This window comes from Kiritimatiellaceae bacterium (assembly GCA_013141415.1).
Lineage (GTDB): Bacteria > Verrucomicrobiota > Kiritimatiellia > Kiritimatiellales > Tichowtungiaceae > Tichowtungia.
Genome location: JABFQY010000001.1, coordinates 65,712 through 90,545 on the forward strand (window position 1 = coordinate 65,712; position 24,834 = coordinate 90,545).

At 56.8% G+C, this 24,834-nt stretch carries 25 protein-coding genes; 12 read left to right on the forward strand and 13 right to left on the reverse strand.

The annotated features are described in order from the left end of the window. Nucleotides 1-15: 15 nt before the first annotated feature. The 4 genes from HOO88_00325 to HOO88_00340 form a co-directional block, all read right to left on the reverse strand. The gene (locus HOO88_00325) at nt 16-387 is read right to left on the reverse strand and encodes a pyridoxamine 5'-phosphate oxidase family protein (GenBank protein ID NOU35212.1); all 372 of its coding nucleotides are present in this window, start codon (nt 385-387) and stop codon (nt 16-18) included. Between the two features lie 237 nt (nt 388-624). Further along, nucleotides 625-1,038 carry a GNAT family N-acetyltransferase gene (locus HOO88_00330; GenBank protein ID NOU35213.1) on the reverse strand — a complete coding sequence of 138 codons (414 nt, stop codon included), beginning with the start codon at nt 1,036-1,038 and terminating at the stop codon, nt 625-627. Beyond that, a complete protein-coding gene (locus tag HOO88_00335) occupies nt 1,035-1,943 on the reverse strand; it encodes a hypothetical protein (protein NOU35214.1) in 909 nt (302 codons plus the stop codon). The genes HOO88_00330 and HOO88_00335 overlap by 4 nt, the downstream gene beginning before the upstream one ends. Nucleotides 1,944-1,996: 53 nt before the next feature. Continuing rightward, nucleotides 1,997-2,848, reverse strand: coding sequence for a helix-turn-helix transcriptional regulator (locus HOO88_00340; protein ID NOU35215.1), 852 nt, complete (start codon nt 2,846-2,848; stop codon nt 1,997-1,999). 113 nt (nt 2,849-2,961) lie between these two features. Here HOO88_00340 and HOO88_00345 point away from each other — a divergent pair, with 113 nt between their 5' ends. The 3 genes from HOO88_00345 to nagB are packed head-to-tail and all read left to right on the forward strand — an operon-like array spanning nt 2,962 to nt 6,026. Further along, the gene (locus HOO88_00345; protein NOU35216.1) at nt 2,962-4,374 is read left to right on the forward strand and encodes an ROK family protein; all 1,413 of its coding nucleotides are present in this window, start codon (nt 2,962-2,964) and stop codon (nt 4,372-4,374) included. Next, on the forward strand, nt 4,371-5,216 hold the full coding sequence (locus tag HOO88_00350; protein NOU35217.1) for a PIG-L family deacetylase: 846 nt from the start codon (nt 4,371-4,373) through the stop codon (nt 5,214-5,216). Before HOO88_00345 ends, HOO88_00350 begins: the two co-directional genes overlap by 4 nt. A gap of 27 nt (nt 5,217-5,243) precedes the next feature. After that, nucleotides 5,244-6,026, forward strand: a complete 783-nt coding sequence (nagB, locus tag HOO88_00355) for a glucosamine-6-phosphate deaminase (GenBank protein NOU35218.1) — start codon at nt 5,244-5,246, stop codon at nt 6,024-6,026. Nucleotides 6,027-6,043: 17 nt separating this feature from the next. Here nagB and HOO88_00360 read toward each other — a convergent pair whose 3' ends face one another. Then, the gene (locus HOO88_00360) at nt 6,044-9,601 is read right to left on the reverse strand and encodes a DNA polymerase III subunit alpha (GenBank protein ID NOU35219.1); all 3,558 of its coding nucleotides are present in this window, start codon (nt 9,599-9,601) and stop codon (nt 6,044-6,046) included. Nucleotides 9,602-9,715: 114 nt separating this feature from the next. After that, complete coding sequence (locus tag HOO88_00365) at nt 9,716-10,192, reverse strand: hypothetical protein (GenBank protein NOU35220.1); 477 nt, start codon at nt 10,190-10,192, stop codon at nt 9,716-9,718. Nucleotides 10,193-10,293: 101 nt separating this feature from the next. Between HOO88_00365 and folP the strand changes: the two genes are divergently transcribed. From folP to HOO88_00385, 4 genes are read left to right on the forward strand one after another with little or no spacing between them, the layout of a single operon-like run. After that, the gene (gene folP, locus HOO88_00370; GenBank protein NOU35221.1) at nt 10,294-11,154 is read left to right on the forward strand and encodes a dihydropteroate synthase; all 861 of its coding nucleotides are present in this window, start codon (nt 10,294-10,296) and stop codon (nt 11,152-11,154) included. After that, complete coding sequence (locus HOO88_00375) at nt 11,151-11,972, forward strand: TIGR00159 family protein (GenBank protein ID NOU35222.1); 822 nt, start codon at nt 11,151-11,153, stop codon at nt 11,970-11,972. Before folP ends, HOO88_00375 begins: the two co-directional genes overlap by 4 nt. Then, a complete protein-coding gene (locus HOO88_00380; GenBank protein NOU35223.1) occupies nt 11,965-12,939 on the forward strand; it encodes a hypothetical protein in 975 nt (324 codons plus the stop codon). Before HOO88_00375 ends, HOO88_00380 begins: the two co-directional genes overlap by 8 nt. A 7-nt stretch (nt 12,940-12,946) precedes the next feature. After that, complete coding sequence (locus HOO88_00385) at nt 12,947-13,819, forward strand: tetratricopeptide repeat protein (protein ID NOU35224.1); 873 nt, start codon at nt 12,947-12,949, stop codon at nt 13,817-13,819. Here the strand turns inward: HOO88_00385 and HOO88_00390 are convergent. Then, on the reverse strand, nt 13,816-14,826 hold the full coding sequence (locus HOO88_00390) for a hypothetical protein (protein ID NOU35225.1): 1,011 nt from the start codon (nt 14,824-14,826) through the stop codon (nt 13,816-13,818). The two genes, HOO88_00385 and HOO88_00390, sit on opposite strands and share 4 nt — an antisense overlap. Here HOO88_00390 and HOO88_00395 point away from each other — a divergent pair. Both HOO88_00395 and mutL read left to right on the forward strand, forming a co-directional pair. Next, complete coding sequence (locus HOO88_00395; GenBank protein ID NOU35226.1) at nt 14,825-16,228, forward strand: S8 family serine peptidase; 1,404 nt, start codon at nt 14,825-14,827, stop codon at nt 16,226-16,228. The two genes, HOO88_00390 and HOO88_00395, sit on opposite strands and share 2 nt — an antisense overlap. Nucleotides 16,229-16,265: 37 nt before the next feature. After that, a complete protein-coding gene (gene mutL, locus HOO88_00400; GenBank protein ID NOU35227.1) occupies nt 16,266-18,035 on the forward strand; it encodes a DNA mismatch repair endonuclease MutL in 1,770 nt (589 codons plus the stop codon). Here mutL and HOO88_00405 read toward each other — a convergent pair. After that, the gene (locus tag HOO88_00405) at nt 18,032-18,592 is read right to left on the reverse strand and encodes a hypothetical protein (GenBank protein ID NOU35228.1); all 561 of its coding nucleotides are present in this window, start codon (nt 18,590-18,592) and stop codon (nt 18,032-18,034) included. The genes mutL and HOO88_00405 overlap by 4 nt on opposite strands. Nucleotides 18,593-18,722: 130 nt before the next feature. Here HOO88_00405 and HOO88_00410 point away from each other — a divergent pair, with 130 nt between their 5' ends. From HOO88_00410 to HOO88_00420, 3 genes are all read left to right on the forward strand, one after another. Further along, a complete protein-coding gene (locus HOO88_00410; protein NOU35229.1) occupies nt 18,723-19,673 on the forward strand; it encodes a ketose-bisphosphate aldolase in 951 nt (316 codons plus the stop codon). Nucleotides 19,674-19,785: 112 nt separating this feature from the next. Then, nucleotides 19,786-20,331: a DUF2065 family protein gene (locus tag HOO88_00415; protein ID NOU35230.1), complete on the forward strand. Its 546-nt coding sequence runs from the start codon at nt 19,786-19,788 to the stop codon at nt 20,329-20,331. Between the two features lie 5 nt (nt 20,332-20,336). After that, a complete protein-coding gene (locus tag HOO88_00420) occupies nt 20,337-21,113 on the forward strand; it encodes an HD domain-containing protein (GenBank protein ID NOU35231.1) in 777 nt (258 codons plus the stop codon). Between the two features lie 4 nt (nt 21,114-21,117). Here the strand turns inward: HOO88_00420 and trxA are convergent, their stop codons facing one another. The 5 genes from trxA to HOO88_00445 all read right to left on the reverse strand — a co-directional run bounded on the left by trxA (nt 21,118) and on the right by HOO88_00445 (nt 24,831). Continuing rightward, nucleotides 21,118-21,432: a thioredoxin gene (trxA, locus tag HOO88_00425; GenBank protein ID NOU35232.1), complete on the reverse strand. Its 315-nt coding sequence runs from the start codon at nt 21,430-21,432 to the stop codon at nt 21,118-21,120. A gap of 63 nt (nt 21,433-21,495) precedes the next feature. Then, a complete protein-coding gene (gene ychF, locus HOO88_00430) occupies nt 21,496-22,596 on the reverse strand; it encodes a redox-regulated ATPase YchF (protein ID NOU35233.1) in 1,101 nt (366 codons plus the stop codon). Nucleotides 22,597-22,664: 68 nt separating this feature from the next. Then, entirely contained in the window at nt 22,665-23,627 is a 963-nt protein-coding gene (locus HOO88_00435; protein ID NOU35234.1) for a hypothetical protein, read from the reverse strand. 38 nt (nt 23,628-23,665) lie between these two features. Then, nucleotides 23,666-24,229, reverse strand: a complete 564-nt coding sequence (gene pgsA / locus HOO88_00440) for a CDP-diacylglycerol--glycerol-3-phosphate 3-phosphatidyltransferase (GenBank protein NOU35235.1) — start codon at nt 24,227-24,229, stop codon at nt 23,666-23,668. Next, on the reverse strand, nt 24,226-24,831 hold the full coding sequence (locus HOO88_00445) for a hypothetical protein (protein ID NOU35236.1): 606 nt from the start codon (nt 24,829-24,831) through the stop codon (nt 24,226-24,228). Before HOO88_00445 ends, pgsA begins: the two co-directional genes overlap by 4 nt. Nucleotides 24,832-24,834: the final 3 nt, after the last annotated feature.

Here is a 24,834-nt window from a genome sequence, read left to right on the forward strand (position 1 = left end):
ACAGTTCTGTTTGTCTCACCAGGTTTGAGTCGCCGAGTCAATGGTAACGGCCAGGGTGGCGCGCAACCAGCTAAACGGCTCCTTCATTACGTCAAAGTCGGGTCCGGATGTTATGAACTTTGCCTTTCCTTTGATCAGGAATCCGGCTCCCGGCCCGTGTAACCCCTGAACCTTACTGCTGGCCAATGTAATCAGCACATTCGGGTTATGGGTAATATTCGCTTCCGTTTTATGCATGTAGCCTGCGGGGATAAACAATCTGCCGTCTTGTGAGATTCGGAGGTAGCTGTTCCAGGTATTGACCATATGAGGCCCGTCTGCTCCCAAAGTCGCGATAGCCACAACGCCATCCTTCTGCATTATTTCCTGAAGTTTTTCGGGAATCACCATAGCGTGCTCCTTTTATTTGTTTTCACAACACGGTCATAACAGCAATCACCGCAAATGCCGAACAAGTTTAGCCGGAAACGGGAAGTTGATTTTGTAGCCGGGGTCGGCGACCCCGGTAATTCAGGGCGGGCTCAGCGAGCCCACCTACAGAAGAAGTCGCGTTGTTGCGCTTTCGTTCAAGCGGTGGTCGTCTATGACGGCGACGAACTCCTCGGCGGCGGGCGGATTAAGCAATCAGTTGGAGTTGTTCCCTGCGGCGGAAATCCAGGCGGAGTTGTGCGCCGTGAATCCGATTTTTGGATAATATTTTTCCGCTTTGGGCGCGGCCAGCAGGATGATTTTAGCATTCTTTCCCAGCCGTTTTTTCGTCAGCGCAATCAGTTCTTTGCCGATGCCTGCGTGCTGGTAGGCCTGATCGACGGCGAGATCCGACAGATAGCAGCAGTACTCAAAGTCGGTGACGGAGCGCGCGACGCCCACCAGCTTGTCGCCGTCCCATGCAGTGCACAGGAGGTTTCCATGGCGCAGCATCGCGGTGATACACGCGAGATCGTCAACGGGACGCCGCTCGGCGAGTGTTGACCGAACCAGCAAATCCACAAATTCTGCCGGAGTGATTTGGCGGGACGACTCGTAACGGATATTCATTTTGCACCCTTGTTCAGCGGATCCAGCACCCAGCGTTTGTTGAACCAGAAGTATTGTTCGGGGTGGGCGTGGATTTCGGCGTCAAAAATGGAAACGAGTTTTTGCATCATCCGCTGCCAGTCCTCTTTTTTGTCGAGCGACGGGTCGGGGAAGATCGGGTCGAACACTTTGTATTCGTGGTGCGTCCAGCCGCGGCGGAGCAACGCGACCGGATAAATCGGGCAGTGCGCCATTTGCGCGAAGAGCGCGGCGCCGGCGCCGAGGTTGGCTTGGCCGCCGAGGAAATCAATCGAGAGCGCTTCGGTGGCGGAACGTACGTCGGGAAGAATCGCCAGCACTTCACCGGCTTTCAGGCGGCGGACAACATTTTTCAGTACGGTGGAGTCGTTCAGCACGACGTCCATGCCGGTGGCGTTGCGCATCCGGTTGAGCAGGTCGTCGGTGAGCGGATTTTTCTGCCGGCGCGCGATGGAAAAAACCGGTATGCCCGCCAGTTTGCAGGCGACGCCGCCGAGATCCCAGTTGCCCATGTGCGCTGTGGCGAAAATGAATGCGCCGTTTTTCCGGTAAGTTTCCTGCATCGCGACGATGCCGGGATACAGCGCCGTTTTTTTCAGTTGCTCCATCGTCAGCTTTTTAAAACGTGCGGCTTCAACGGCGTTGAAGCTGATGTTGCGGAAGGAAAGCCACGCGATACGCCGCCGCTCTTTGGCGGTGAAGCGGTCGCCGAAGACCTGCTTCAGGCGCGACTCCGCTTTTTCGCGGCGAAAGCGCAGGACGTGAAAGAAGAACGCGGCGATCAGCCAGCCGACCGCCAGCGCCGCGCGCAGCGGCAGAATGTTCACGACGGCGAGCAGGCCGCGCAGCAGAATGTATTCGGCGATATGTTTCGGGCGGTGTTTCATTGGGCGGAAACTAACGGATTGCAACAGAATGGAAAAGCCCGAAACCGATATGGTCACGGCTGTCCGCCCTGCCGATAGGCGCGCGGAGTATCGTTTGTCTTTTCCTTGAATATGCGGCTGAAGGCTTGCGGCGAGCCGAAGCCTGCTTCGGCGGCGATGTCGGCGATCGAGAAGTCCGTCGTGCGCAGCAGAGCCATCGCGCGGTTGATCCGGTAATTCTGCATGTATTGCCCGAGCGGAATTCCAGCGGCCTCTTTGAACAGCACACGCAATCGCGACTCCGACAGGTTTAACGTCTGGGCCAGATCGGTTGTCGCAACGGTTCGTCCTCGCCACTCTGCCATTAAGCGATTAACGGTTCTCAGTAGATTGTCTTCCGGCTCAGGCGGCAGATCGCTGCCGGAGCGCTGACGGTCTTGTTTCAGCGAAAGCAGGAGATGAAGCAGGTCGGTTTGCAGTTTCCCGGCCTGTAGTTCCGAGGCCGGCCGGTGCCATTCTTCGAGCAGATTTTTCAGCGACTGCTGCGTCGGTTCGCCGGTATCCACCACGCGGTTCCGCAGCGGCTCCAGAAAGGTGTGTGGTGTCAGTTCAAAGGTGCAGAAAAGCCATTTTAGTTTTGCGGAAGCCAGCAGGCTGAAGTGGTGGAACTGGTAGGGCAGAATGAGCAGCGACTGTCCGGGTTTAACGTGCAGCTCCAGATGGTCGATGTGCACACGGCCTTCGGTCGCCAGATTAAAGATGAGCACGAAGCGGTGGTGGGAGCGGCTCTGCAGAGCCTCCTCCTGGAGTTTGTTTTTTGTCGTCCGTACAAACAGCAGCACATTGGCGGGAACCGGGAGCGGATGGTGTCCGGCGCCTTTGAAATAATCGGCCGGATCCGGTATTTGCAGTAGCGCGTTGTTCATTCCGGCAGGATTGCCGTCGCGGGCTGAAAAGTCAATATCGTTAAAAAACAGATGATATTGGTAAATTATTAATGTTTATGCTCTTTCGCCGGTGAGCCATCCTTACCGCGCCAATGAGGAAATCCCTAATGAACGTTGATGTACCAGTTAAGCCGGAACTCGATCCCGATTTCGTCCCGGCGGTTTTATGGAACCGGGTCTATCAGGAGCGTGTGAATTTTTCGGTGGCGCCGGTTGAGGTGACGCTGGCGCTGGTTTGTCCCGATAAAACCTGTTCGGTATTCAACACCCGCATCCTGCCGCTTTCGGCGGAAAATGAATCTCTCACCCTGCGCTACCTCGAACGCATTTTAAAATTTCTGCTGTGGCAGCGCGGCGGCAGCCAAGTTCTGATTTCCGGCTGTCCGGCCATCGCCGGAAAACTCGCGGCTCTTTATTCGCCGAACGGCGCGCGGCATTTCGATTGCGAATTTTTCGGCGGGAAGGTCTATCTCCAGCCGCTGAAAATTCTGGCCTGCTCCGCGGATGAACTTCCGGAACCCAACGAACAGATGGCGGCGCTGGGGCGTCATTTCGACGGATGCCGCATCGGCTTCGACCTCGGCGGCTCCGACCGCAAGTGCGCCGCGCTGATCGACGGCAAGGTGGTTTTTTCCGAAGAGGTCGAATGGAATCCCTATTTCGAAAGCGACCCGGATTATCACATCGAAGGCATTAGCGACACGCTTCAGCGCGCCGCATTGCACCTGCCGCGAGTTGATGCCATTGGCGGCAGTGCGGCGGGAGTGTATGTGAATAACGAAGTCCGCGCGGCTTCGCTGTTCCGCGGAATTTCATCGTCCGACTTCGAATCAAAAATCCGTCGCATATTTTTCGATCTCAAGGAACGCTGGGGCGGTATTCCGTTCGAGGTAGTCAACGACGGCGAAGTCACCGCGCTGGCCGGATCGATGGCGATGAACGAAAACGCAGTGCTCGGCATTTCAATGGGCACCAGTCTGGCGGCCGGTTATGTGACGCCGGACGGCGGCATCACCTCCTGGCTTAATGAACTCGCGTTCGCGCCGGTTGATTACCGCACCGATGCGCCCGCCGATGAGTGGTCGGGCGATCTCGGTTGCGGCGTGCAGTATTTTTCGCAGCAGGCCGTTGCCCGGCTCGCGCCGCGCGCCGGACTTTCTTTTCCCGCCGGGATGCCGTTTCCGGAACAGCTGGTCGAAGTGCAAAAGCTGATGGCGATGGGCGACGCGCGGGCGGAAAAAATTTACTCCACGATCGGCACCTGTCTTGGATACGCCATTGCGCACTACGCCGGGTTCTACGAAATCCGGAACGTGCTGCTGCTTGGCCGCGTCACCAGCGGCATTGGAGGCGGCATCATCATCGCCAAAGCCAACGAAGTGCTCTCCGCCGTCTTCAACGGATTGGATCAACGGATTGAAATTGTTACACCGAATGAAAAAGAGAAGCGGCACGGCCAGGCGGTCGCGGCCGCCAGTCTTCCAGAGATCGGAGGCCGGAAGTGAATCCATATCTGCATTTTGTTGAGAGCATCAAAGCCGGTGTTGCCGATGCCAAACCGATTTCCGCGTCCGGCAAAACGGAACCGGTCAAATCGACGTCGAAGGTTCTGCTTTTTTCTCCGCACCCGGACGACGAGTGCATTACCGGTCTGCTTCCGCTGCGCCTGATGCGCGAAGCCGGAAAACAGATCATCAATATTCCGGTCACGTTCGGCAGCAAGGTCGAACGCCGCGCGGGCCGCGCCAAAGAGCTGACCGACGCCTGCGCCTATCTCGGCTGGACGGTTTTTCATGGAGCGGAAAATTTTCAGCCGCTGGGTGTCGTCGATGCGGTGCGCATTCTGAAAAAGTTCCGTCCGGAAATTATTTTTATGCCGCACGCCAAAGATCAGAACGTCCGGCACATTTCCACGCACGTTCTCGTGATGGATGCGCTCCGGCAGATGGAGGATGATTTTTCCTGCACGGTGGTGGAGACCGAATTCTGGAGCGCCATGGAACATCCGAATCTGATGGTGGAAGCGGACGCACAAACCGTCGCCGATCTGATCGCCGCCACCTCCTTCCATGCCGAGGAAGTGAAGCGTAATCCGTATCACCTGTCGCTTCCGGCGTGGATGCAGGACAATGTGCGGCGCGGCAGCGAGCTGGTCGGCACACAGGGCGGCGATGCGCCGGAGTTTACGTTTGCGACGCTGTATCATGTGTCCAGATGGACACGTGGCGCGCAGAAAGATTTTTACGAAGGCGGGCGGAATCTGCCGTGCGGAGAAAATGTCGCCGAGGAATCCCGCGTAACCGGAAAGACGGTTATGATTAAGGATTTTTTGGCGAAGATCGGTTAGCACATGTAACGCGTCGGAAAGGAACATATGGAAATCATTATTCAGAAAACGGCGGAAGAGGGCAGCGCGGTCGGCGGACGGATCGTGGCGAAGCTGGTGCGGTATAAACCGGCGGCTGTGCTTGGGCTGGCAACCGGCAGTACGCCGGTTCAGCTCTATCGTGAAATGATCCGGTGGCACAAAGAGCAAGGGCTCGATTTCAGCAAGGTCACGACGTTCAACCTCGATGAATATGTCGGACTTTCGGCTGATCACCACGCTTCATACCACCGCTTCATGAAGGGAAATCTGTTCGACGGAATCAACGTGCCGGAAACGAATATCCATATTCCCGACGGCCTGACAAAAAATCTCGCCGAATATTGTGCGGCGTACGAAAAGTCGATCCGCGATGCGGGCGGAATCGATCTTCAGGTGCTGGGAATCGGCTCGGACGGTCACCTTGGCTTTAACGAGCCGACCTCGTCGTTCGCCTCGCACACCCGCATCAAGACGCTGGATGAGCAGACCGTGAAAGATAACCGGCGTTTCTTTAAGCCGGGCGAGGAAGTGCCGCGCCATGTCATCACGATGGGGCTCGGATCCATCATGGAAGCCCGCACCTGTCTGCTGCTGGCCTTTGGCGAAAACAAAGCCGACGCCGTGGCGGCGCTGGTGGAAGGGCCGGTGTCCGCGATGGTTCCGGCAACGATTCTTCAGTTTCATCGCGACGCGCGGATTATTCTCGACGAAGCCGCCGCATCCAAACTGAAGAAGGCCGACTACTATAAATGGGTGTACGGTAATAAACCGGAATGGCAGTGCTATTGAGGTGAGCCGGTTAGGAATTATTTCTTCGGCCATCTGCGCCGGGGCGGTTCGCGCAGGAACGGCTGGGAGCGCGCGCCGACATAAACGGCGTCTTCGCCGAGCAGGTGTTCGAGATTCTGCACCAGTTCCGGCGAGGCGGTCACCTGTGAAGCACGGTCCGCTTTAATAAAAATCTTTTCGCCGGAATCGAGCAGTACGCAAATATTCAGCGGCGTTGGGCCGGGATGTGTCGCCGCGATTTTTTTGATGGCCTGAAGCTTTTCCTGACTCAGCGCCGTTTCCGGCAGATGCAGGCTGACCTTCTCGGCGAACAGCCCGGGCGCGGAGGCCAGCGGAAAAAGTTCCGACACCTGAATTTCCAATTCATCGCGGAAGTCGCGGGTGATCTTTCCGGTCGCCATCAGCGGTGCGCCGTCTTCGAGCAGTTTTTCAAATTGCGGAAACTCGCTGGACCAGACGACGGCATTGACGGCGGCTTCGAGTCCTTCGAGCCGGAAGCGGGCGTACGGTTTCGGGCTGTCGTCCGGCGATTTCGGTTTGGTGAAAACTTTTTTGTATTTGTCCACCAGTCCGCCGACGCGCACGAATGCCTTTGGCTCATCGGTTCCGGCGGCGACCAGCACGTCGGCGAGTTCACCGATTTTCTGAAGCGCGAAGGTTTTCAGCGTCCATTCGTGCACAGAGAGCGGATGGCCGGAAATGTAAAAGCCGATCAGTTCTTTTTCCGCCGAAAGCATTTCGCTGTCGGGCCACGGCTCGATGGCAGGCAGATCGTCATCGCTGTCCTGTGCGGGGCCGCTGCCGCTGAACATATCAAAAAGCGAGCGCTGGCCGCTCAGCTTATCTTTCTGTGCGCTTTGCGCACGGCCCATCGCCATTTCGATACCGGCGAACAGACGGCTGCGCGGCTTATGGCAAAAGTCGAAAGCTCCGCATTTGATCAAACTTTCCAGCGTCTTGCGGTTCACTTCGCGCGAATCCATGCGAGAACAGAAATTCATCAAACCAGTGTACGGGCCTTTGGTTTCACGTTCTTTCACCAGCGATTCAACCGCACCGGCGCCGACATTTTTCACGCCTGCCAGACCGAAGTGAACCGTCCCTTTTTCGGGACGGAACCGTGCCAGCCCTTCGTTGACGCTCGGTGCGCGGACGTTGAGTCCCATTTCGCGCGCCTCGGCCAGCAGGAAAGCCAGCTTGTCGGGCGTGCCCATTTCACTTGAAAGCAGGGCGGCCATGAATTCTTCGGGGTAGTTGGCCTTCAGCCACGCCGTCTGGTAGGAAATGATGCCGTATGCCGCGCTGTGCGATTTATTGAAACCGTACTCCGCGAACTTCTCGATCATGTCCCAGAGTTTTTCGCCCAGCTTGCGGTCAATATCGTTGGTCTTTTTACAGCCCGCGATAAAATTTTCGCGCTGGGTCGCCATGACGGCTTTATCTTTTTTCCCCATCGCGCGGCGCAGAATGTCGCCTTCGCCGAGCGAGAAGCCGGCCAGCTTGTTGGCCGCCTGCTGAATCTGTTCCTGATAGACGATAATGCCGTAGGTTTCTTTCAGCACCGGTTCGAGCAGCGGATGGTCATACTGAATTTTCACCTTGCCGTGCTTGCGGTTGATAAATTCGTCGATGAATTGCATCGGACCCGGACGGTAGAGCGCGATCATGGCGATCAGGTCTTCGACGCGGTCGAGGCCGATCTTGCGCAGCGTGTCGCGCATCCCCGCACTTTCAACCTGAAATACACCGATCGTGTCGCCGCGGTTGAGCAGGTCGTAGGTTTTTCTGTCGTCGAGCGGAAGTTTGTTGATGTCCAGCGTGACGCCGTGGTTGGTGCGGATATATTCAACCGCCTCCTGAATAACCGTCAGCGTTTTCAGCCCGAGAAAGTCCATCTTCAGCAGGCCGATGTCTTCCATCGGCTTCATTTCAAACTGGGTGATCACCTGTTTGTCTTTATCCCGCGAGAGCGGAAGAATATCGATCAGCGGCTTTTCGCCGATAACGACACCGGCGGCGTGCGTGCCGGTATGGCGCGGCAGGCCTTCCAGAATCAGCGCGTACTTCATGATTTCCTGCGCTACCGGATCCTGCTTGGTCGCGCGTTTGAAATCGGGATTTTCCTCCAGCGCCTTGGCCAGTGTCGCGCCGGGCGTTTCCGGAACCATCTTGGCGAGCTTGTCGCACTCCTGAAGCGGCAGAGCCAGTACGCGGCCGATGTCGCGGATGACGGTTTTGGCGCCGAGCGTTCCGAAGGTGATAATCTGCGCGACGTTTTCGCGGCCGTACTTGTCTTTGACGTATTCGATCACCTCGCTGCGGCGCGCCTGACAGAAGTCGATATCAAAGTCCGGCGGCGAAATACGGTCGGGATTGAGGAAGCGCTCGAAAATCAGATTGTAGTGCAGCGGATCGAGCGCGGTGATGCCCAGCGCGTAGGCCAGCATACTGCCTGCGCCGGAACCGCGGCCCGGCCCGACCGGAATGTTCTGACTTTTCGCGTAGGCAATGAAGTCCTGCACGACGAGGAAATAGTTGATGAAGCCGGTCTTCTCGATGATGCCGACTTCATAGTTGAACCGTTCGGATACCTGTTTTTCGATATCAGTTTTCGGATTGTCAAAGTCGTCGATCGGATAAAGCGTTTTCAATCCGGCTTTGCCGATGGCCATCAGGTAATCCTTCTGGCTCTTATATTCCGGCGGAACTGCGAACGTCGGAAAGTGGAGCGGCTTGTTTTTATCGACCAGCTCGACGTTGCAGCGGCGGGCGATTTCAACGGTATTGGCCAGTGCTTCCGGCTGGTTCGGGAAAAGCCGCTCCATCTCCGCGCCGCTCTTCATGTAAAACTCGCTGCCGGAATAACTCATCCGGTTCGGATCGCTCACCAGATTGCCGTGCTGGAGACAGATCAGAACGTCGTGCGCGTCGCGGTGTTCCTTCTTGATGTAATGCACGTCGTTGGTCGCCACCAGCGGCAGGCCGGTGCGCTTTGCCACTTCGACGATATGCCGATTGGCCGTTTTCTGTTCCGGAATGCCGTGATCCTGAATTTCCAGAAAGAAATTGTTCGGCCCGAGAATTTCAGAATATTCCTTCGCCAGCGCCACGGCCTTATCAACGGCACCTTCGGCGCAGGCTTCTGCAATTTCGCCTTTTAGACAGGCCGACAGACCGATCAGTCCTTTGCTGTACTGCCGCAGAAGTTTCTTATCGATGCGTGGCTTGTAATAAAATCCTTCCAGATGGCCGAACGAAACCAGATGCATCAGATTGTTGTAGCCTTCGTTGTCCTCCGCCAGCAGAACGAGGTGCAGGTTGTCGGCTTGCGATGTCTTCTCGTCCATGCCGTTGCGGGCAATGTACACCTCGCAGCCGATGATCGGCTTAATGCCCGCCTTCTGCGCCTGCTTGTAGAAATCGATCACGCCGTAGAGTACGCCGTGGTCGGTAATCGCCAGATGCTCCTGACCCAGCTCCTTGGCCGTCGCCACGGCATCCGCCACCTTGCACGAGCTGTCGAGCAGGCTGTATTCCGTGTGAAAATGAAGATGGCAGAACGGTATGGTTTTCATGGGTCAGGGCGCCCATATTACCGATCCCGCCCGCCGGAAAAAGACCGAAGTTTCCAACCGCCGGAACTTTTCCCTTAAACCCTTCCAACCCTTGCAAAAACGACAGGAAAAATTTTACGGCATGGCGGGCGCCGAGCGGAATTCGGGATGGCGGATTTGTCCGCCCGCTTCGGCGGTCCAGACCAGCAGGGCGGTACAGACGATGCAGGCGACCAGCACCAGCGCCGCAACGTTGTACTGATGTTTCGGCGCAAACCGCATGGTCAGCAATCCAATTACTGCGAATGACAAAGCGACGTAAACAGAAGCGGAGGCAACATCGGCCCGCTCTTCGTGTTCTTTCAGGAACGTCATCGAAACGCCGTCCAGCTGAACTCCGGCGTCGCCGGACATCAGCCGCGCTGTTGCTCCGTCGCCGGTTTCCATGACAACCGGAATGCTGAGTCCGTAAATCAGGACGATCAGCAAACCGGAAAGCAGTGCGCCGCGATCTTTGCGGAACAGGGCGATGGCCAGCGGAATGATAGCGACGGCCAGCCCGATCAGCGCGACGTGATTCAAGGCAACATGCAGATGTTCCGGTGTAAACATAAGATTCCTCCTGAGGTTATCCGACAGTAAGCCGGGGGCGCAGGTTTGTCAGGCGAATAAACGGGTTCCAATCAGCGGCAAAAAGGCCTACGATTTTTCCAATGTCTGGAAACGGTAAAATCATATGGCGGTGTCGCGGACGGGAGGTCGTCTGCGGGCAGAGAACGCTGATTATGGGCATTCTGAACGCGACGCCGGATTCGTTTTCGGACGGCGGAAAGTTTCTGGCTTTAGAAAAGGCTGTGGTGCGCGGACTGCAAATGGTCGAAGAGGGCGCCGACATCATTGATATCGGCGGCGAATCGACCCGTCCGGGAGCCACGCCGGTTCAAGCGCTGGAAGAAATTGCGCGGACGGTTCCGGTGATTAAAAAACTGCGCGAGAAAACGGACGCGCTGATTTCGATCGATACGCGCAAAGCCGAAGTTGCCCGTGCGGCTGTCGCCGCCGGTGCCGACATTATCAACGATATTTCGGCGCTGTCCGATTCCGGTATGGCGGCTGTCGCGGCCGAGTCCGGCGCGGGGCTGGTTCTGATGCACATGCTCGGGACACCGGAAACGATGCAAAACGATCCGCGCTACGACGATGTAGTTTTCGATGTCCGGAACTTTCTCGAAGAACGGACGGCGTTCGCCGTTTCGCGGGGGATTGCACCGGAACAGATTGCGCTCGATCCGGGGATTGGCTTTGGGAAGACGGATGAGCATAATCTGGCGCTGCTGAACGGGATTCCGGCGCTGGCGGCTTCGGGCTGTCCGGTGCTGATCGGCGCGAGCCGCAAGGGGTTTATTGGACGTTTGACCGGCAAAAATCCAGATGACCGGCTGGCCGGGTCGCTGGCGGTGGCGGGCTTTTCAATTTTGCACGGCGCGCATATTTTGCGGGTGCATGATGTAAAGGAATCTTGCGATGCCGCGAGGCTTATGGATAGACTGCGTGCTCAGGAAAAACGCAAATGAACTGGCTGCACAGCATAGAAAATCCCGGGCTGACCGGAGTGGTCGAGATTCTGATTCTCGCAGCCGCTTTCTATTTTCTGGTGAAGTTTTTCCGCGGCACGCGCGGCGCCGCCATTCTGACCGGGCTGGCCATCATTTTCGGCTTCCTGATGGTGATTACCAAATTCACCAATCTGCTGATTCTCAACTGGCTGCTGCAGAAGCTGATGGTTTATCTGGCGCTTGCGATGATCGTGATTTTCCAGCCGGAAATCCGCCGCGCTCTGGCACGGCTTGGGCGGCAGGGTAAGTTTATGGTCGGCAAGGCCCGCGGCGCGCTGGCCGATCCGGTAACGGACGCCGTCCTTCTGCTGGCTTCCCGAAGAACCGGCGCGCTGATTGCGATCGAACGCGAAGTAGAAACCAAGACGATTCAAAACACAGGCACCGCCATGAACAGCGAGGTGAGTGTAGAGCTGCTGACTTCCATTTTTTATCCCGGAACATCACTGCACGACGGCGGCGTCATCATCAGCGAAGACCGCATTGCGGCGGCGGGCTGCGTTTTTCCGCTGACGCAGACCGATGATCTGACCAGCGATCTCGGCACGCGTCACCGCGCGGCCATCGGCCTGACGGAGGAAACCGACACGATGGTGATCGTGGTTTCGGAAGAGACCGGAATCATTTCGGTGGCGTATAACGGACGCCTTGAGCGCGGCTTCGACGGGCCGCGTCTGCGCCGGATGCTGACTTCGTTTCTTAGCCGCGAGGCCAACGGGTTCGGCGAAGACGGCGGGCAGGCTGGATTTATGTTCGAGGAGGCCTCGAATGATTAAGCAGGCCGCAAGAGGGTTGATTCATTCGTTCCGCCCGGCCCGCATCCGGCAGATGATGAGCCGCAACTGGCTGATGAAGCTGTTCTGTCTTTTGCTGGCGTTCGCGGTTTGGCAGGCTGTTCGCGAAAACACCAGTTTCGAGGTGATGGTGGCGAACGTTCCGATCACTGTCACGGCGGGGGAAGGCCGGGCGGTTTTTGATCAATCGGCCGATACAGTTAACATCCGGTTCCGCGGTTCGCGCGATGATATTCGTTTTATCAGCAGCGATCAGGTGGCGGTGAAAATCGATCTCTCAGGAGATACCGCCCGGTTGCGTCAAACCGTCAAAATTTCGCCGCGTTATGTGAAGGCGCCATCACGGGCGCATGCGGTTCAGTTTGATCCGCCTGACGTAACGGTTACCATTGACCGCGAAGCGGAACGGGTGCTGCCGGTGAAAGTTGTGCTGGAAGGCGACTTGCCGAAAGGCGTTCAAATGGAACAGGCGGTCTGTTCGCCTGCTTCGGTTAAGGTGCGCGGAGCCGAACGGCTGCTGAGAGATATGGATCAGGTGCGGACGGTTCCAGTCAGTCTCGACGGATGTCACGGCTCATTCAAAACACATGTGGAGATTGCCTCGAACGGTCAGCCGTGGACGGTTTATCCGGAGCGCGTTGCGGCGGAGGTGTCGCTGGTTGAACGGGTGGCGTCCCGGCGGATCGAGAACAGTCCTGTGCGCCCGATGCTGGCTTCGGATGATGCCCGGGCGGTGAAAATCCGGCCCGAAAAAGTGGCGGTGACGCTGCGCGGAAGCCCGCAACGGATTGCCGAGTTGAATGCGCGCGATGTTTATACATACATTGATTGTACGGAACTGACCGACCCGGCAAACTATGAAGTTCCGGTGAGGGTTGACCTGCCGTCCGATCTGCAGATTGAAAAAATTGAACCGGCGACGGTGCAGGTGACCGTCAGGAAAATGTGAAAAACTTATGCAACACCTTCTACTGATTTTAACGGCAATTCTACTGGCGGCTTCCGCAACGGCGCAAAACGCGCCGCAGGGGCCTTCACCATTGGCAATCCGCGTGTATGAAGCGAAAACTAACGCCGGGGTAAGCGCCGGGTCGGCGGCGGCAAAGGGCGTTCTGCAAGGGCCCACACCGCTGGCTGCCGATGCGTATGGAGAGGTTGCTTCCACGCAGGCCCAGCTGGCTGCGCCGGGTTCTGCGCAGAGTTCCGGCCCGCTGATCACCGGTGGATATACAGAGACAACGAATGCCGAGGTGCAGATCGCAACAGAACCTCAGACGGATCAGGTAAAAGCCTCCCGGGTTTCTTTTTTAATGGATGCCGGCGTACAATATGCCAGCGAGGGAGAATACAAACAGGCCGAGCAGGCCTATGTGCGCGCGCTGCAAACGGATCCCGGCAATCCAGATCTTTTTTTCCGGCTGAGTATGCTTTATGTTCAGATGGAGCGCTATGAGGAGTCGGTTATGCTGTTAACGAGGCTGTCAAAAGCCTTTCCGGATAATCCGATGCTCCATAATAACCTGTCCTGGATTTACGCCACTGGCGGCAAGATAAAAAACGGGAAGTTGGCGCTCCGCCACGCACGCGAAGCCATCCTGATCGCTCCTTATTCCTCAGACTTGTGGAACACCCTTGCGGAAGCCTATTACGTGTCTGGCGAATACGACAAAGCCCTGCGGGCCTCTGAGTGCGCCATGGAGATTCTCCGATCGCAAAAGAGTGCGACAAAAGAAGAAATCAGCTCGTATGAAACACAGCGCGCCAAAATCCGACGTGCGGCAGAGTCGTATAAAATGCTTTTGAAGCTTGATCCGGATGCCCGGCCCTAATCCCAGATGCTGGTTTTAAGTTTCGGCATAGGATCGATCGCGAACGGATCTTGCCGATTGATCGGCGACGACTTCTTGATCATTTGCAACGGAGTCAACGGCATCTCCGATTCGATCGGTCTGGATGAAACCCCGGGCGAAACACTGCGTGATGGCGAGCCGACCATCGGGCTGTTCAGCGGATTCCGGAGCGGGTTGAGCGGAGTTTGAGCCGCCGGCAGGGGAGCCTTCGCGGCTTGCGGAGAAAACAGCGGTGGCGGATTCTCCTTTTTCGGTGTCGGGCGGATTGCCGCCATCGGATCGGGCGTTCCGCTTTGCGGAAGCATGTATGAAGGACCTGCCGGCGTTGGCTCTTTGCCGGCATTAAACTTTTTCGGGTCAAGCTGGTATTGCTTCAGGCGCTCCAGTTCCGGCGTAGTGTTTTGCGGTCGCGACTGTGTTTTCTCGTGCAGAAGCTTCTGAACCAGCGCATCTTCTTTCGCTGTGTCATCCTTGGTTTTTTGGCGAGCCGCTTCCCGGGCGATCCAGTCGTCGTCTGTTGACTCGGCTTGCGAAACGAACGAAGTGCTGTCACCCATTACCGCCGTAGCCAGCCAGTTTTTATCTTTGACGGAACGAACCGGTGCGGGGGCCGTACGGTGAGGTGAGTCCGGATTTGGCAAAGAGACTGCAACGTTCGCCTTATCCTCCATTTCCTTCAGCTTTTTATCGAGCTGCCGATCCTCTTCCGTCTCAGTTTTCGGTACAGAGAGATTGTGATCCTCCACCAGCGCGCTGTCCGAATAAACCCGTCTCTGCGCCTTTTTTTTCTGTGCCGCAAGCGCCGCGTCCAGATCTTCCGCCGCAACCGGGATACCGGCTCCGGCCAGCACGAGCACCAAAGCTAAAAGTTTGTAAATCAGAGGCTTCATAACCATTAAATAATACGCCTCATTGCCCGTCTCGTCAACCGCACCACCGGCGAGCCGATTGCCATCCTGCCGCGTTCCTGCTACCTTGCCGTTCATGCGTACTGTTCTGCCGATGGTTCTGTTAACCTTTTTGATCTGCACGCTTTGTCCAAAGGCCGCAGTTCTGGAATTCCGGCTCGACCAGAACCGTCTTTGGCTCACCGCTCAGGATGAGCCGCTCCCGCAACTTCTCGAACGGTTCGCCGTTGCGGGTATCGACGTACAGATTGACCCTGCGGCACAGAAAAACATTTCCGGTTCCTGCCGCGCCGCCGACATCGAAATCGTTCTTGGCGAACTCCTTTCGCCGTATGATTACTTGCTGGATTGGCGGCGCGAATCCGGCCCGCTCGGCGACCAGACCCGTCTTACCGGCATCCGCGTATTCCGCAAAGGGTTCGCCGGATCGGTGCAGCCGCTGCGCGGTCAGCGGCGGATCGAAACTTCTTTTGACGGGAAATTCCGCTTCATGGCCCGCGAAATTCTGGTTGGGTTTGGTGCGGGCGCTTCCATCGAAAATCTGCGCGCCTTTCTTGCCCGCACCGGCGGCACGGTTATCTCCGCCAATACAGACTTAGGCATCTACCGCATTCTTTTGCCCGAAGGGGCCAATGTCCTTGATCTCGTCGCTCAGCTTGGCAACGAACCAACTATCGCGCTTGCCGAACCTAACTATGTTTATGACCTGCCCAAACTTCTGCCCGCAGAAGGCGGGGCGCCGGGCATTCCGGCGCAGTGGAACGCGCCTTCCGGCGGCGGCCCGATTGCCGTTGCGGTTCTCGACTCCGGCCTTGCGCCCGACGACAACCTGAACCGCGCCGTCATCAGCGCTTTCGACGCAACCCGACCCGATTTGAAACTCATCACGGATGCCGTCGGCCACGGCACACTCATGGCGCGGCTCGCCGCCGGACTGCTTGATCCATACAACACTCCGGTCGGCGAAGGCGTTTCTGTTGTCGCAGTCAAAGCCTTTGCCGACGACGGTCTGGCTGACTCCTTCACCCTGATGAACGCCATGACCTACGCCGTAAAAAACAGCTCCGGCCCGATCAGTCTCAGCTGGGGTTCTGAAACGCCGAGCCGGTTTGTTGAATCCGCCGTGGAGTACGCGATCTCGCAAGGCCATCCGGTGTTTGCCGCCGTCGGCAATGAAAACACCGGCCGGCCAATGTATCCGGCGGCCTATCCCGGTGTCACCGGTGTCGCCGCGTCGAACGGCGACAAACTCGCCGACTATTCCAACCGCGGCGACTTTGTTGATTTGATTGCGCCCGGATCGGCCGGCGGATCGCAAGGAACCTCCGTCGCCACCGCCTGCGTTTCACACATTGCCGCGCTCTACATGAAAAATCATCCCGGCGTCTCCGCCGTCGATACCGTCGCCGCGCTTAAAAAAGCCGCCGGGCCGACCGGCTTGCTCACCGAATCCGCCGTTAAACAGCTCCTCGCCAAATAAGTTTCCAAACTTTGGAAACGCAGTTAATGTTCTGTCGATGAATCAGCACATCCAGATGCTTCCGGATCATGTGATCAATAAGATCGCGGCGGGAGAGGTGATCGAGCGGCCCGCTTCGGTGATGAAGGAGCTGGTCGAAAATGCGATCGATGCCGGTGCGACGCAGGTGGATGTAGAGGTCGTACAGGGCGGAAGTCAGCTGATTGCCGTTTCCGATAACGGCTCCGGCATGAACCGCGACGACGCGTTGCTTTCCATTGAGCGCCACGCGACCAGTAAAATCCGCACCGCCGAAGAAGTGGAAGCGGTTTCAACTCTTGGGTTCCGCGGCGAGGCGCTTTCGTCCATCGCCGCCGTGTCACGCTTTACGCTGATTACGCGGCCCGCCGCAGAACTCAGCGGTACACAAATCCTGATCAGCGGCGGAAAGCTTCAGGACGTGCTCGATGCCGGCTGTCCGCCCGGCACACGGTTTGAGATCCGTAATCTTTTTTTCAACGTCCCGGCGCGGCGCAAATTTCTGCGCACCGAAGCGACCGAGCTGGCGCAAATCCGCCAGCTTTTTGCGGTCTATGCGCTGGCGCATCCGGAAACCGGACTCACGTTCAATTCCGACGGGCGCGAAGTCTATAATCTGCCCGGCGGCTCATCGTTGGCCGACCGCATCACCGCGCTATACAGCTCGTCGTTTCTAAGCCATCTGCGCCAGCTCGATTTCGCGACGGATGAGGTGAAAATTTCCGGCTTTGCCGGACTGCCGCAGACCGGAAGATCGGATCGTTCCGATCAGTATGTCTTCATCAATGGCCGCCCGGCTTCCGCGCCGGTGATTTATCATGCGCTGAACGAAGCCTATCACGCTGTGCTGGCACGCGGACGGTATCCATCGGCGTTTATTTTTATCACCGTGCCGCCTGCGCTGGTGGACGTAAATGTGCATCCGGCAAAAAAGGAAGTGCGCTTCCGGCATCCTGCTGTGGTACGCGATGCAGTGATCGCGGCGGTGCAGAAAGCGCTGGCACTGGAAGCGCCGGAAGCCGAACGGCGCGAACCGGCATTCAAGTTTGAGGCCCCGCGCCCCGCGCCGGCAGTTCATAAGCAGCATGAACTGGATATTAAAAATCAGAGGACAGAAGACAGAGAACAGAAGACGGAGAATCCAAGCAGGAATACCAACCCTCTGTCCTCCGTCGTCCGTCCTCCGTCCTCAAGCTCCTCTTCCCCCTGGAAATGGTGCCGCGTGCTGGGGCAGGCAGGAGGAATGTATGCCGTGCTCGAAACGGAAGAGGGCATTGTGCTGATGGATCCGCAGGCGGCGCATGAGCGGGTGCTGTTTGAAAAATTCATGCACGATCTCACCGCCGGAAAGCCGCTGCGGCAGGGACTGCTGACACCGGAGGCAATTGAACTGATGCCAGCGGATGCCGAAGCACTGCGCCGTCATTTGCCGGTTCTCGACGAAATGGGATTCGGAATTTCGGACTTCGGACAGGATACCTTTATCGTCGATGCGCTTCCGGTTCACCTGCAGAGCGGCTCGCCGATTGTGATTCTCAGCGGTATTGCGCGGGCGATGGAAAAAACCGGTGCGACATCGCGGGCGACGCGCGAGGCTTTGCGCGAAACGGTGGCACAGGCCGCCTGCCGTACGTCGGTTAAAGCGAAAGACCCGCTTTCGACTGCGGCGATTGAACGGCTGGTGGAAGATTTGGCGAAAACGGAAATGCCGTACACCTGTCCGCATGGACGTCCAACGTTGATTTTCACCAGCTTCACCGAACTCAACCGCAAGTTCGGACGGTCTTAATCCGGAAACTCGGCGGCTTTTTCCGCCTCGCCGTCGGCCTGTTCGTCGAAATGGCGGTACGCTTTTTCGTAACGGGCTTTATCAATGACGGTCATTTTTGCAAGGCTGGTCTGCTGAAGTTCCCGAAACGGTTTTTCCGCCTGCTGCAGAATCAGAAGCAGACCTTTAAGAATGTGCGCTGCACAGCGGCGGTAGTGTCCGCTCATTTTTGCGCCGGTATCGCCGGAGTTCAGGAACTGATCAAGCGGATTGTCGGCGGCATTCACGCCGATCTGGCGGCGGAGCATGCGGCCAATGGACTGGGTATTATCAACCACGGTGTCCATAAAACCCACAAACAGCCGGCTTTGTACGGATGTTTTTTCCGAGCGGTTCGCCGCTTCGGCATGGCGGCGGGCTTCGCGGAGCAGATAAAGCGCCTGTTCGGCGGTTTGACTCTGCTCGGCAGGCAGTTTCTGTAATGAAAGCCTCCGGACGCGCTCAACGGCTTTTCCATAAAACACATCGCGGCGGGCGAGGTGAACGGGCCGGTTAAGATGGAACGGGTCGGCGCTCATGCGCGTAAGATAACAGGCTGGCTTTACTGCGGCAATCCCTGAAAAACCCGCAGTTTAGGGTGGCAATCGGAGGCTCCTTCGTTACAATGCGCCCTCAATTTAACCGGAACATACCAACGAGGAGAAACCAATGATCGTAACGACAAAAGAACTGTTCAAGCATGCCTATGGCAAATACGCCATCGGCGCTTATAACATCAACAACGCCGAACAGGTAATGGGTCTGTTCCGCGGCTGTATGGAAAGCAAAGCTCCGTTTATCGTGCAGCTTTCCAAAGGCGCCCGTTCCTACACCGACAAACGCATGCTCGAAGCCATGCTGCGCGCGGCGGATGAAATTTTCCCGGATGCCATCTTCGCGGTGCATCTCGACCACGGCGACGAAAAAACCTGTATGGACTGTATCGAAAGCGGTTTCTACAGCTCCGTCATGATTGACGCCAGCCATGAGTCGTTCGACGAAAACATCGCCATCTGCAAGCGCGTCGCAGATGCCGCTCACGCTAAAGGCCTTGTGGTTGAAGCCGAACTCGGCCAGCTCGGCGGCGTCGAAGAACACGTTTCCGTCAGCGAAGCCGACGCCAAACTGACCAATCCTGAACAGGCGAAAGAATTTGTTCAGCGCTCCGGCGTTGACTCGCTGGCCTGCGCCATCGGCACCTCGCACGGCGCGTTCAAATTCAGCGGCTCGCAGGGTCTGCACTTTGACGTTCTCGAAGAAATTCAGAAACGTCTGCCGGGCTTCCCGCTCGTCATGCACGGTTCCAGCTCGGTTCCGCAGGACGAAGTCGCCCGCATCAACGCCGCTGGCGGCAAGATGGCTGGTGCTAAAGGCGTCGACGAAAAGCAATTCCTACCTGCCGCAAAACTCGGCGTAACCAAGATCAACATCGACACCGATGGTCGCTTGGTCTGGTGCCGCGTTCACCGTGAAGAGTTCATGAAGAATCCTGAAAACTTCGACCTGCGTCCCCCGGGTAAAGTGTTCATGGCCGAATACGCCAAGTACATCGCCCACAAGAACACCGTTCTTGGCAGCGCCGGACAGCTCGACAGCATTCGCGCCAGCCTCAAAAAATAAACAGTCTCATGACTGTTGCGAAAACGCCCCGGAATTTCCGGGGCGTTTTTTGTTTTCAGGAATGAACGGGATCGGGCAAACTGCCCGCCGTTTAACTTTTGGGAGAATCCGGATGTCTGAACTTTCTATCGCCGCCTTATTGATCGGTCTGCTGGCTCTGACCGGCGGAACAATTTCTCTGCTGTCGCCGGCACGAATCCGCGCTGGCGTGGCGGCTTTCCCGCGCAGCGTATGGCCGGGGCGCATTCTGGCTGCCATCGATCTGATCTGGGCCGCTTATGAACTTTCGCTGATGCACCTCGGCATGTTCGATGCCTGGAAAGTTCACCTCTACTGGATGACGCCGATTGCGATTTTCCTGTGCGTCAAATATCTCGACGAGCTGCTTTCTCCTCGTGCCCTCGGCGGATTTCTGCTGCTGGTCGCCGGGCCGGTGCTGGATGCCGCGCGCTGGCATCCGTCGGACTGGCGGCTGATTGTCACGACCTTTGCCTATCTCTGGATTCTGCTCGGACTTACCTTCCTGCTTTCGCCGTGGTGGTTCCGCCGGATTGCCGTCAAGCTTACCGGCTCCGGCGATAACGCGGTACGGATCACCGGCGCGATTAAAGCGGCGGTCGGCCTCGGACTGATCGCTTTGGCTCTGCTGGTTTACTGAACGCTATGACTCCGGAACTTCTCAGCCAGCTGACCGGCCGTTTTAGAATCTACGTTGACCGTTACCGCACGGATGGCCAGCTCCATCCGATGCATCAACTCAAACTGGAACATACCATTCGCGTCGCCGCCGATGCCCGCACCATCGCCACCGGCATGAACTGGCCGGAAGAAGAAGTTTGTTTGGCGGAAGCGGTTGGACTTTTTCACGACGTCGCGCGCTTTCCGCAGTTTAAACAGTACCGCTCATTTTCCGACGCCGACACCGTGGATCATGGCGAGCTGGGCGTCCAGACCTTGGGAAAAGAAAACCTGCTCGAAGGCGTTGCCGCCGAACCTCGAGCCCTGATTTTACATTCCGTGCAGTACCACAACAAAAAGGATTTGCCGTCTTCGCTGACTGCGCACGAGGAAAAACATTTGCGGCTGATCCGCGACGCCGACCGGCTCGATATCTTTTTTATCTGCTGGGATTCCATTAAAACCGGACATATCCACGATCATCCGGAAATCATCATGAATATTGATTTCAACAGCCCGCCGACCCCGGCGGTACTGGAGCAGTTCGAGCGCGGAGAAAAAATCGATTACCGCTGTATGAAAAGCATGTCCGACCGTTTTGTTCTTCAGCTCAGCTGGATCCACGACCTGAGCTACGCGTCAACCAAACGGCTGGTTCGCGAGCGCGGCATTCTCGACAAGTTCATTGATGTGATGCCGGTCAAAAACGACCGCTTATTGCGCTGCTTTGACAAAACCTCTGAATTTCTCGGCAAGGTTTGACGCTTTACGCCGTCAGGATTTCGACGAGCGCGGCTTCCTGCTGGACGCCGATGAAGTCGCGGACTTTCTGTCCGTTTTTGAAAAGGATCAGCGTCGGAATGGAGCGTACGCCGAACTGTGCGGCCAGCGCCGGACTTTCATCCACATTCACTTTGGCAATGACGGCTTTGTCGCCGACTTTGGCAGAAACTTTATCGAGAATCGGGGCCTGCATTTTGCATGGGCCGCACCACGGAGCCCAGAAATCGACCAGTACGGTTCCGGAAGCAACGGTGTTTGTGAAATTAGCGGCGTTAAGTTCTTTTACCTGATCAGACATGGGAGTTCTCCTTTTTTACAATTCCGACTATACAGGTTGGGTATCGCCGGAACAAGTGGGGAGTTAGACATTGAAGAGGAATTCGATGACGTCGCCGTCCTGCACGACGTAATCTTTGCCTTCGGTGCGCATCAGCCCCTTTTCGCGGCAGCCGGTTTCGCCGCCGTAGGTGATGTAGTCGTTATAGGAAATCACCTGCGCGCGAATGAAGCCGCGCTCAAAGTCAGTATGAATCACGCCTGCCGACGCCGGGGCTTTCCAGCCGCGGTGAATCGTCCACGCATGAACTTCCTTCGGCCCGGCGGTGAGGTAGCTGATGAGTCCGAGCGTGTGGTAACCGGTACGGGCAATCTGGTCGAGGCCGCTTTCGGTTACGTTGTACTCCTTGAGAAATTCCGCCGCTTCGGCTTCGTCCATGCCGATCAAATCCTCTTCCATCTTCGCGCAGATTTTCACGGTGTCGGCGCCCTTGGAGTCGGCGTAGGCGCGGACGGCTTTCACCCACTCGTTGTCTTCGGCCATACCGGCCTCGTCCACGTTGGCGCAGTAGATGATTTTCTTATCGGTCAGCAACGGCGACTCTTTCAGAAACGCCTTGATGTCATCGGTATCATGCTCCGGAAAACTGACCGCCGGTTTGCCTTCGCCGAGATGGGCCATCAGGCGTTTTACTGCCGCCAGTTGCTCTGCCAGCTTCTTATCGTTGCGGGCCAGTTTTTCCATCCGCTGGACGCGGGCCTCCACGGTTTGGTAATCGGACAGAATCAGCTCGGTTTCGATCACTTCGATATCGCGCAGCGGATCGACAGAACCGTCCACATGCACCACATTTTCATCTTCAAAGCAGCGGATGACATGGAGCAGGGCGTCGGTCTCGCGGACGTTGGCCAGAAATTTATTGCCGAGACCTTCGCCGCGGCTCGCGCCTTTCACCAGACCGGCGATATCGACGAAATCGACCGTGGCATAAACCACCTTTTTCGGGTTGGCCAGCGTTGCCAGTTTATTTACGCGCGGATCGGGAACCGGAACAATCGCCTTGTTCGGCTCAATCGTGCAGAAAGGATAGTTGGCGGCCTCCGCGTTTTGCGCGCGCGTCAGCGCGTTGAAAATTGTCGACTTTCCGACGTTCGGCAGACCCAGAATACCAATGCTCAAACTCATAGATTTACTCCGTAAAAGCCGTGGAAGTTAGCCGCAAAAGCACGCCATGACCACAAAAAACAGAGCGTTTATTGCGCGGAAACGTAGGCCGTGGCAGCGCGAACAGCTTCGAGAACTTTTTCGCGCAGTTCGGTGACGCGCGGAGCATCCGAAGCGAAGGCGGCGAGGACTTCCTGTTCGCTGATCTCTTTCGGCTCTTTGATGGCCAGCGCTTCGAGCTGTTTGGTGACTGCCGGTTTTTCCATTCCAAGAAAACGGACTTCCTGAGGAATGCGTTCGATCAGATCGCGGTAGCCCGCGATAACGGGACTCCAGACTTCGGAATCCTCGAAGCGGTTGAACACCTTGCTCGATTCTTCCCAGTAAGGGTTCTTTTTTCCGGCCAGCAGCGCGAAGAAGGAGGCGGCCAGTTTTTGCTTAATGCCTTCGTCACCGCCGATTGGCCGTTTCGGGAAGAGGAGCTTTTCGTGTTTTTCGATCAGCGCATGCAGTATCGCCTCGAAGTGATAGACCGTTTCGGTTTTCGGCGGTTTGCCGCCAAGCAGGCCGACGACCGCTTCCTGCACCTTTTCGATTTCGGCAAGTTTCAGTTCAGGATCAACAACCAGAAATGTTTCGCCGGTCGTCTTGTGTTCGTAAACGCGAACCTTGGTTTGGTCGGCGCGAACCTGAACATCCTTTTCGATCAGAATCTTTTTGCGCTCAAGCATGACGGCGAGAATGTAGATGGCGTTGGTGTCATCGGCGTCTTCCTTGGCGACCATGTTGCGCAGAAGCGTTTCCGCGTTCTCTTTTTTCATTACTTCAGTCGGCGGCGGCGGAATGCGGAAAATGCTTTTCCACGCGCTGAGGCCGTGGTCGGGTTGGGTTTCATTCCACCAGGCGAGGCGGTAGTCTTCGCGGACGTATTCGCCGTCCTGAAAAAGCAGACGGGTCATGATCTCTTCTTTATCGGAAAACGGCTCATGGGTTCCGGCGCAGAGGTCGGAACGTCGTTTGATCTGCCAGCTTTCTTCGCGTACGGATGACATAGGGTGGAGAGGTTACAGGGCTGGTTCGCTTTTTCAATTCAATTACTGAAGAGCGACCGGTTTTCGCGGAAGTAAACAATGCCGCTCCAGACGGTCAGCGCAGTGACCACTCCGGCCATCCACAGCATGATCAGCTGGAATGAATCGCTTTCCAGAAAACTCCACGAAACAATCGAGTTGGCGGCAAGAGCCAGCAGCACGGTGCTGATATAAACCATTTGCCAAATGGTTTTCTGTTTTCCCCAGACGCTGGCGGCGAGGACGAGGCCTTTATCGATGGCCAGCAGGCGCAGGCCGGTCACCATCATTTCGCGGGAAAGGATGAGCGTGACCATCCATGCCGGCATAATTCCGAGCTCAACGAAGCCGATGAAGGCGGCGGCGGTGAGGACTTTGTCGGCCAGCGGATCCATCAGCGTCCCGAAGGCGGAGCAGCCGTACACTTTGCGGGCGAGGTGCCCGTCGAGTGCGTCGGTGAGTGCAGCAATGCCGAAAAAGAACACGGCGGCAATCGGCGCGCCGGGGAAAGAGGCGCTTAGACACACCATAAAAACGGCGGCCAGAACAAAACGGCTGGTGGTGAGGATGTTGGGCAGTTTCATCGTGAACTTTCAATTTTACCGGGCTCGACAAGGTAAAGATCGGGCAGGGGTTCATCGAGGAGTTTGCGGGCCGCTTTAGTTTGTACAACGGGCACGGCGGGCTTTGCCGCAAGATGGCGGCGTACACAGCTGGAGACGCTGACGATCAGAATAATCAATATGATCAGCCCCGCAATTCCGATGGCGAGTGCGCGGATATCTTTTGCCACATAAGGCTTCAGGCCCGGCAAAAACTTTTTGAAGGGGGCGCTTAGCCACACCAGCGGATTGAGTTTTGCGGGAAGCCATTTGAGTTTGAACGAAAATGCAGAAGAGCGTTGTCTGTTTTTTTCGAGCTGGCTTTCTTCATCAATCAGCGGCTTCGGTTTTGGGGCATGCCGTGTGATGTATTCTTCAATGAGCGGATCCGGGTTCAGTCCGAGATATCCGGCGTAAATCCGGATAAACCCCTTGGCATAAGTCGGCGCGGCCATGAGAGAGAAGTCGTCGGCCTCCATGGCGGCAATCATCTTGGTTAGGATCTTCGTCGCGATGCCGGCATCGTGTTCACTGACACCTTTTGCCTCGCGCGCGGCCTTTAACTTTTGTCCGAGTGTTGCCATGGC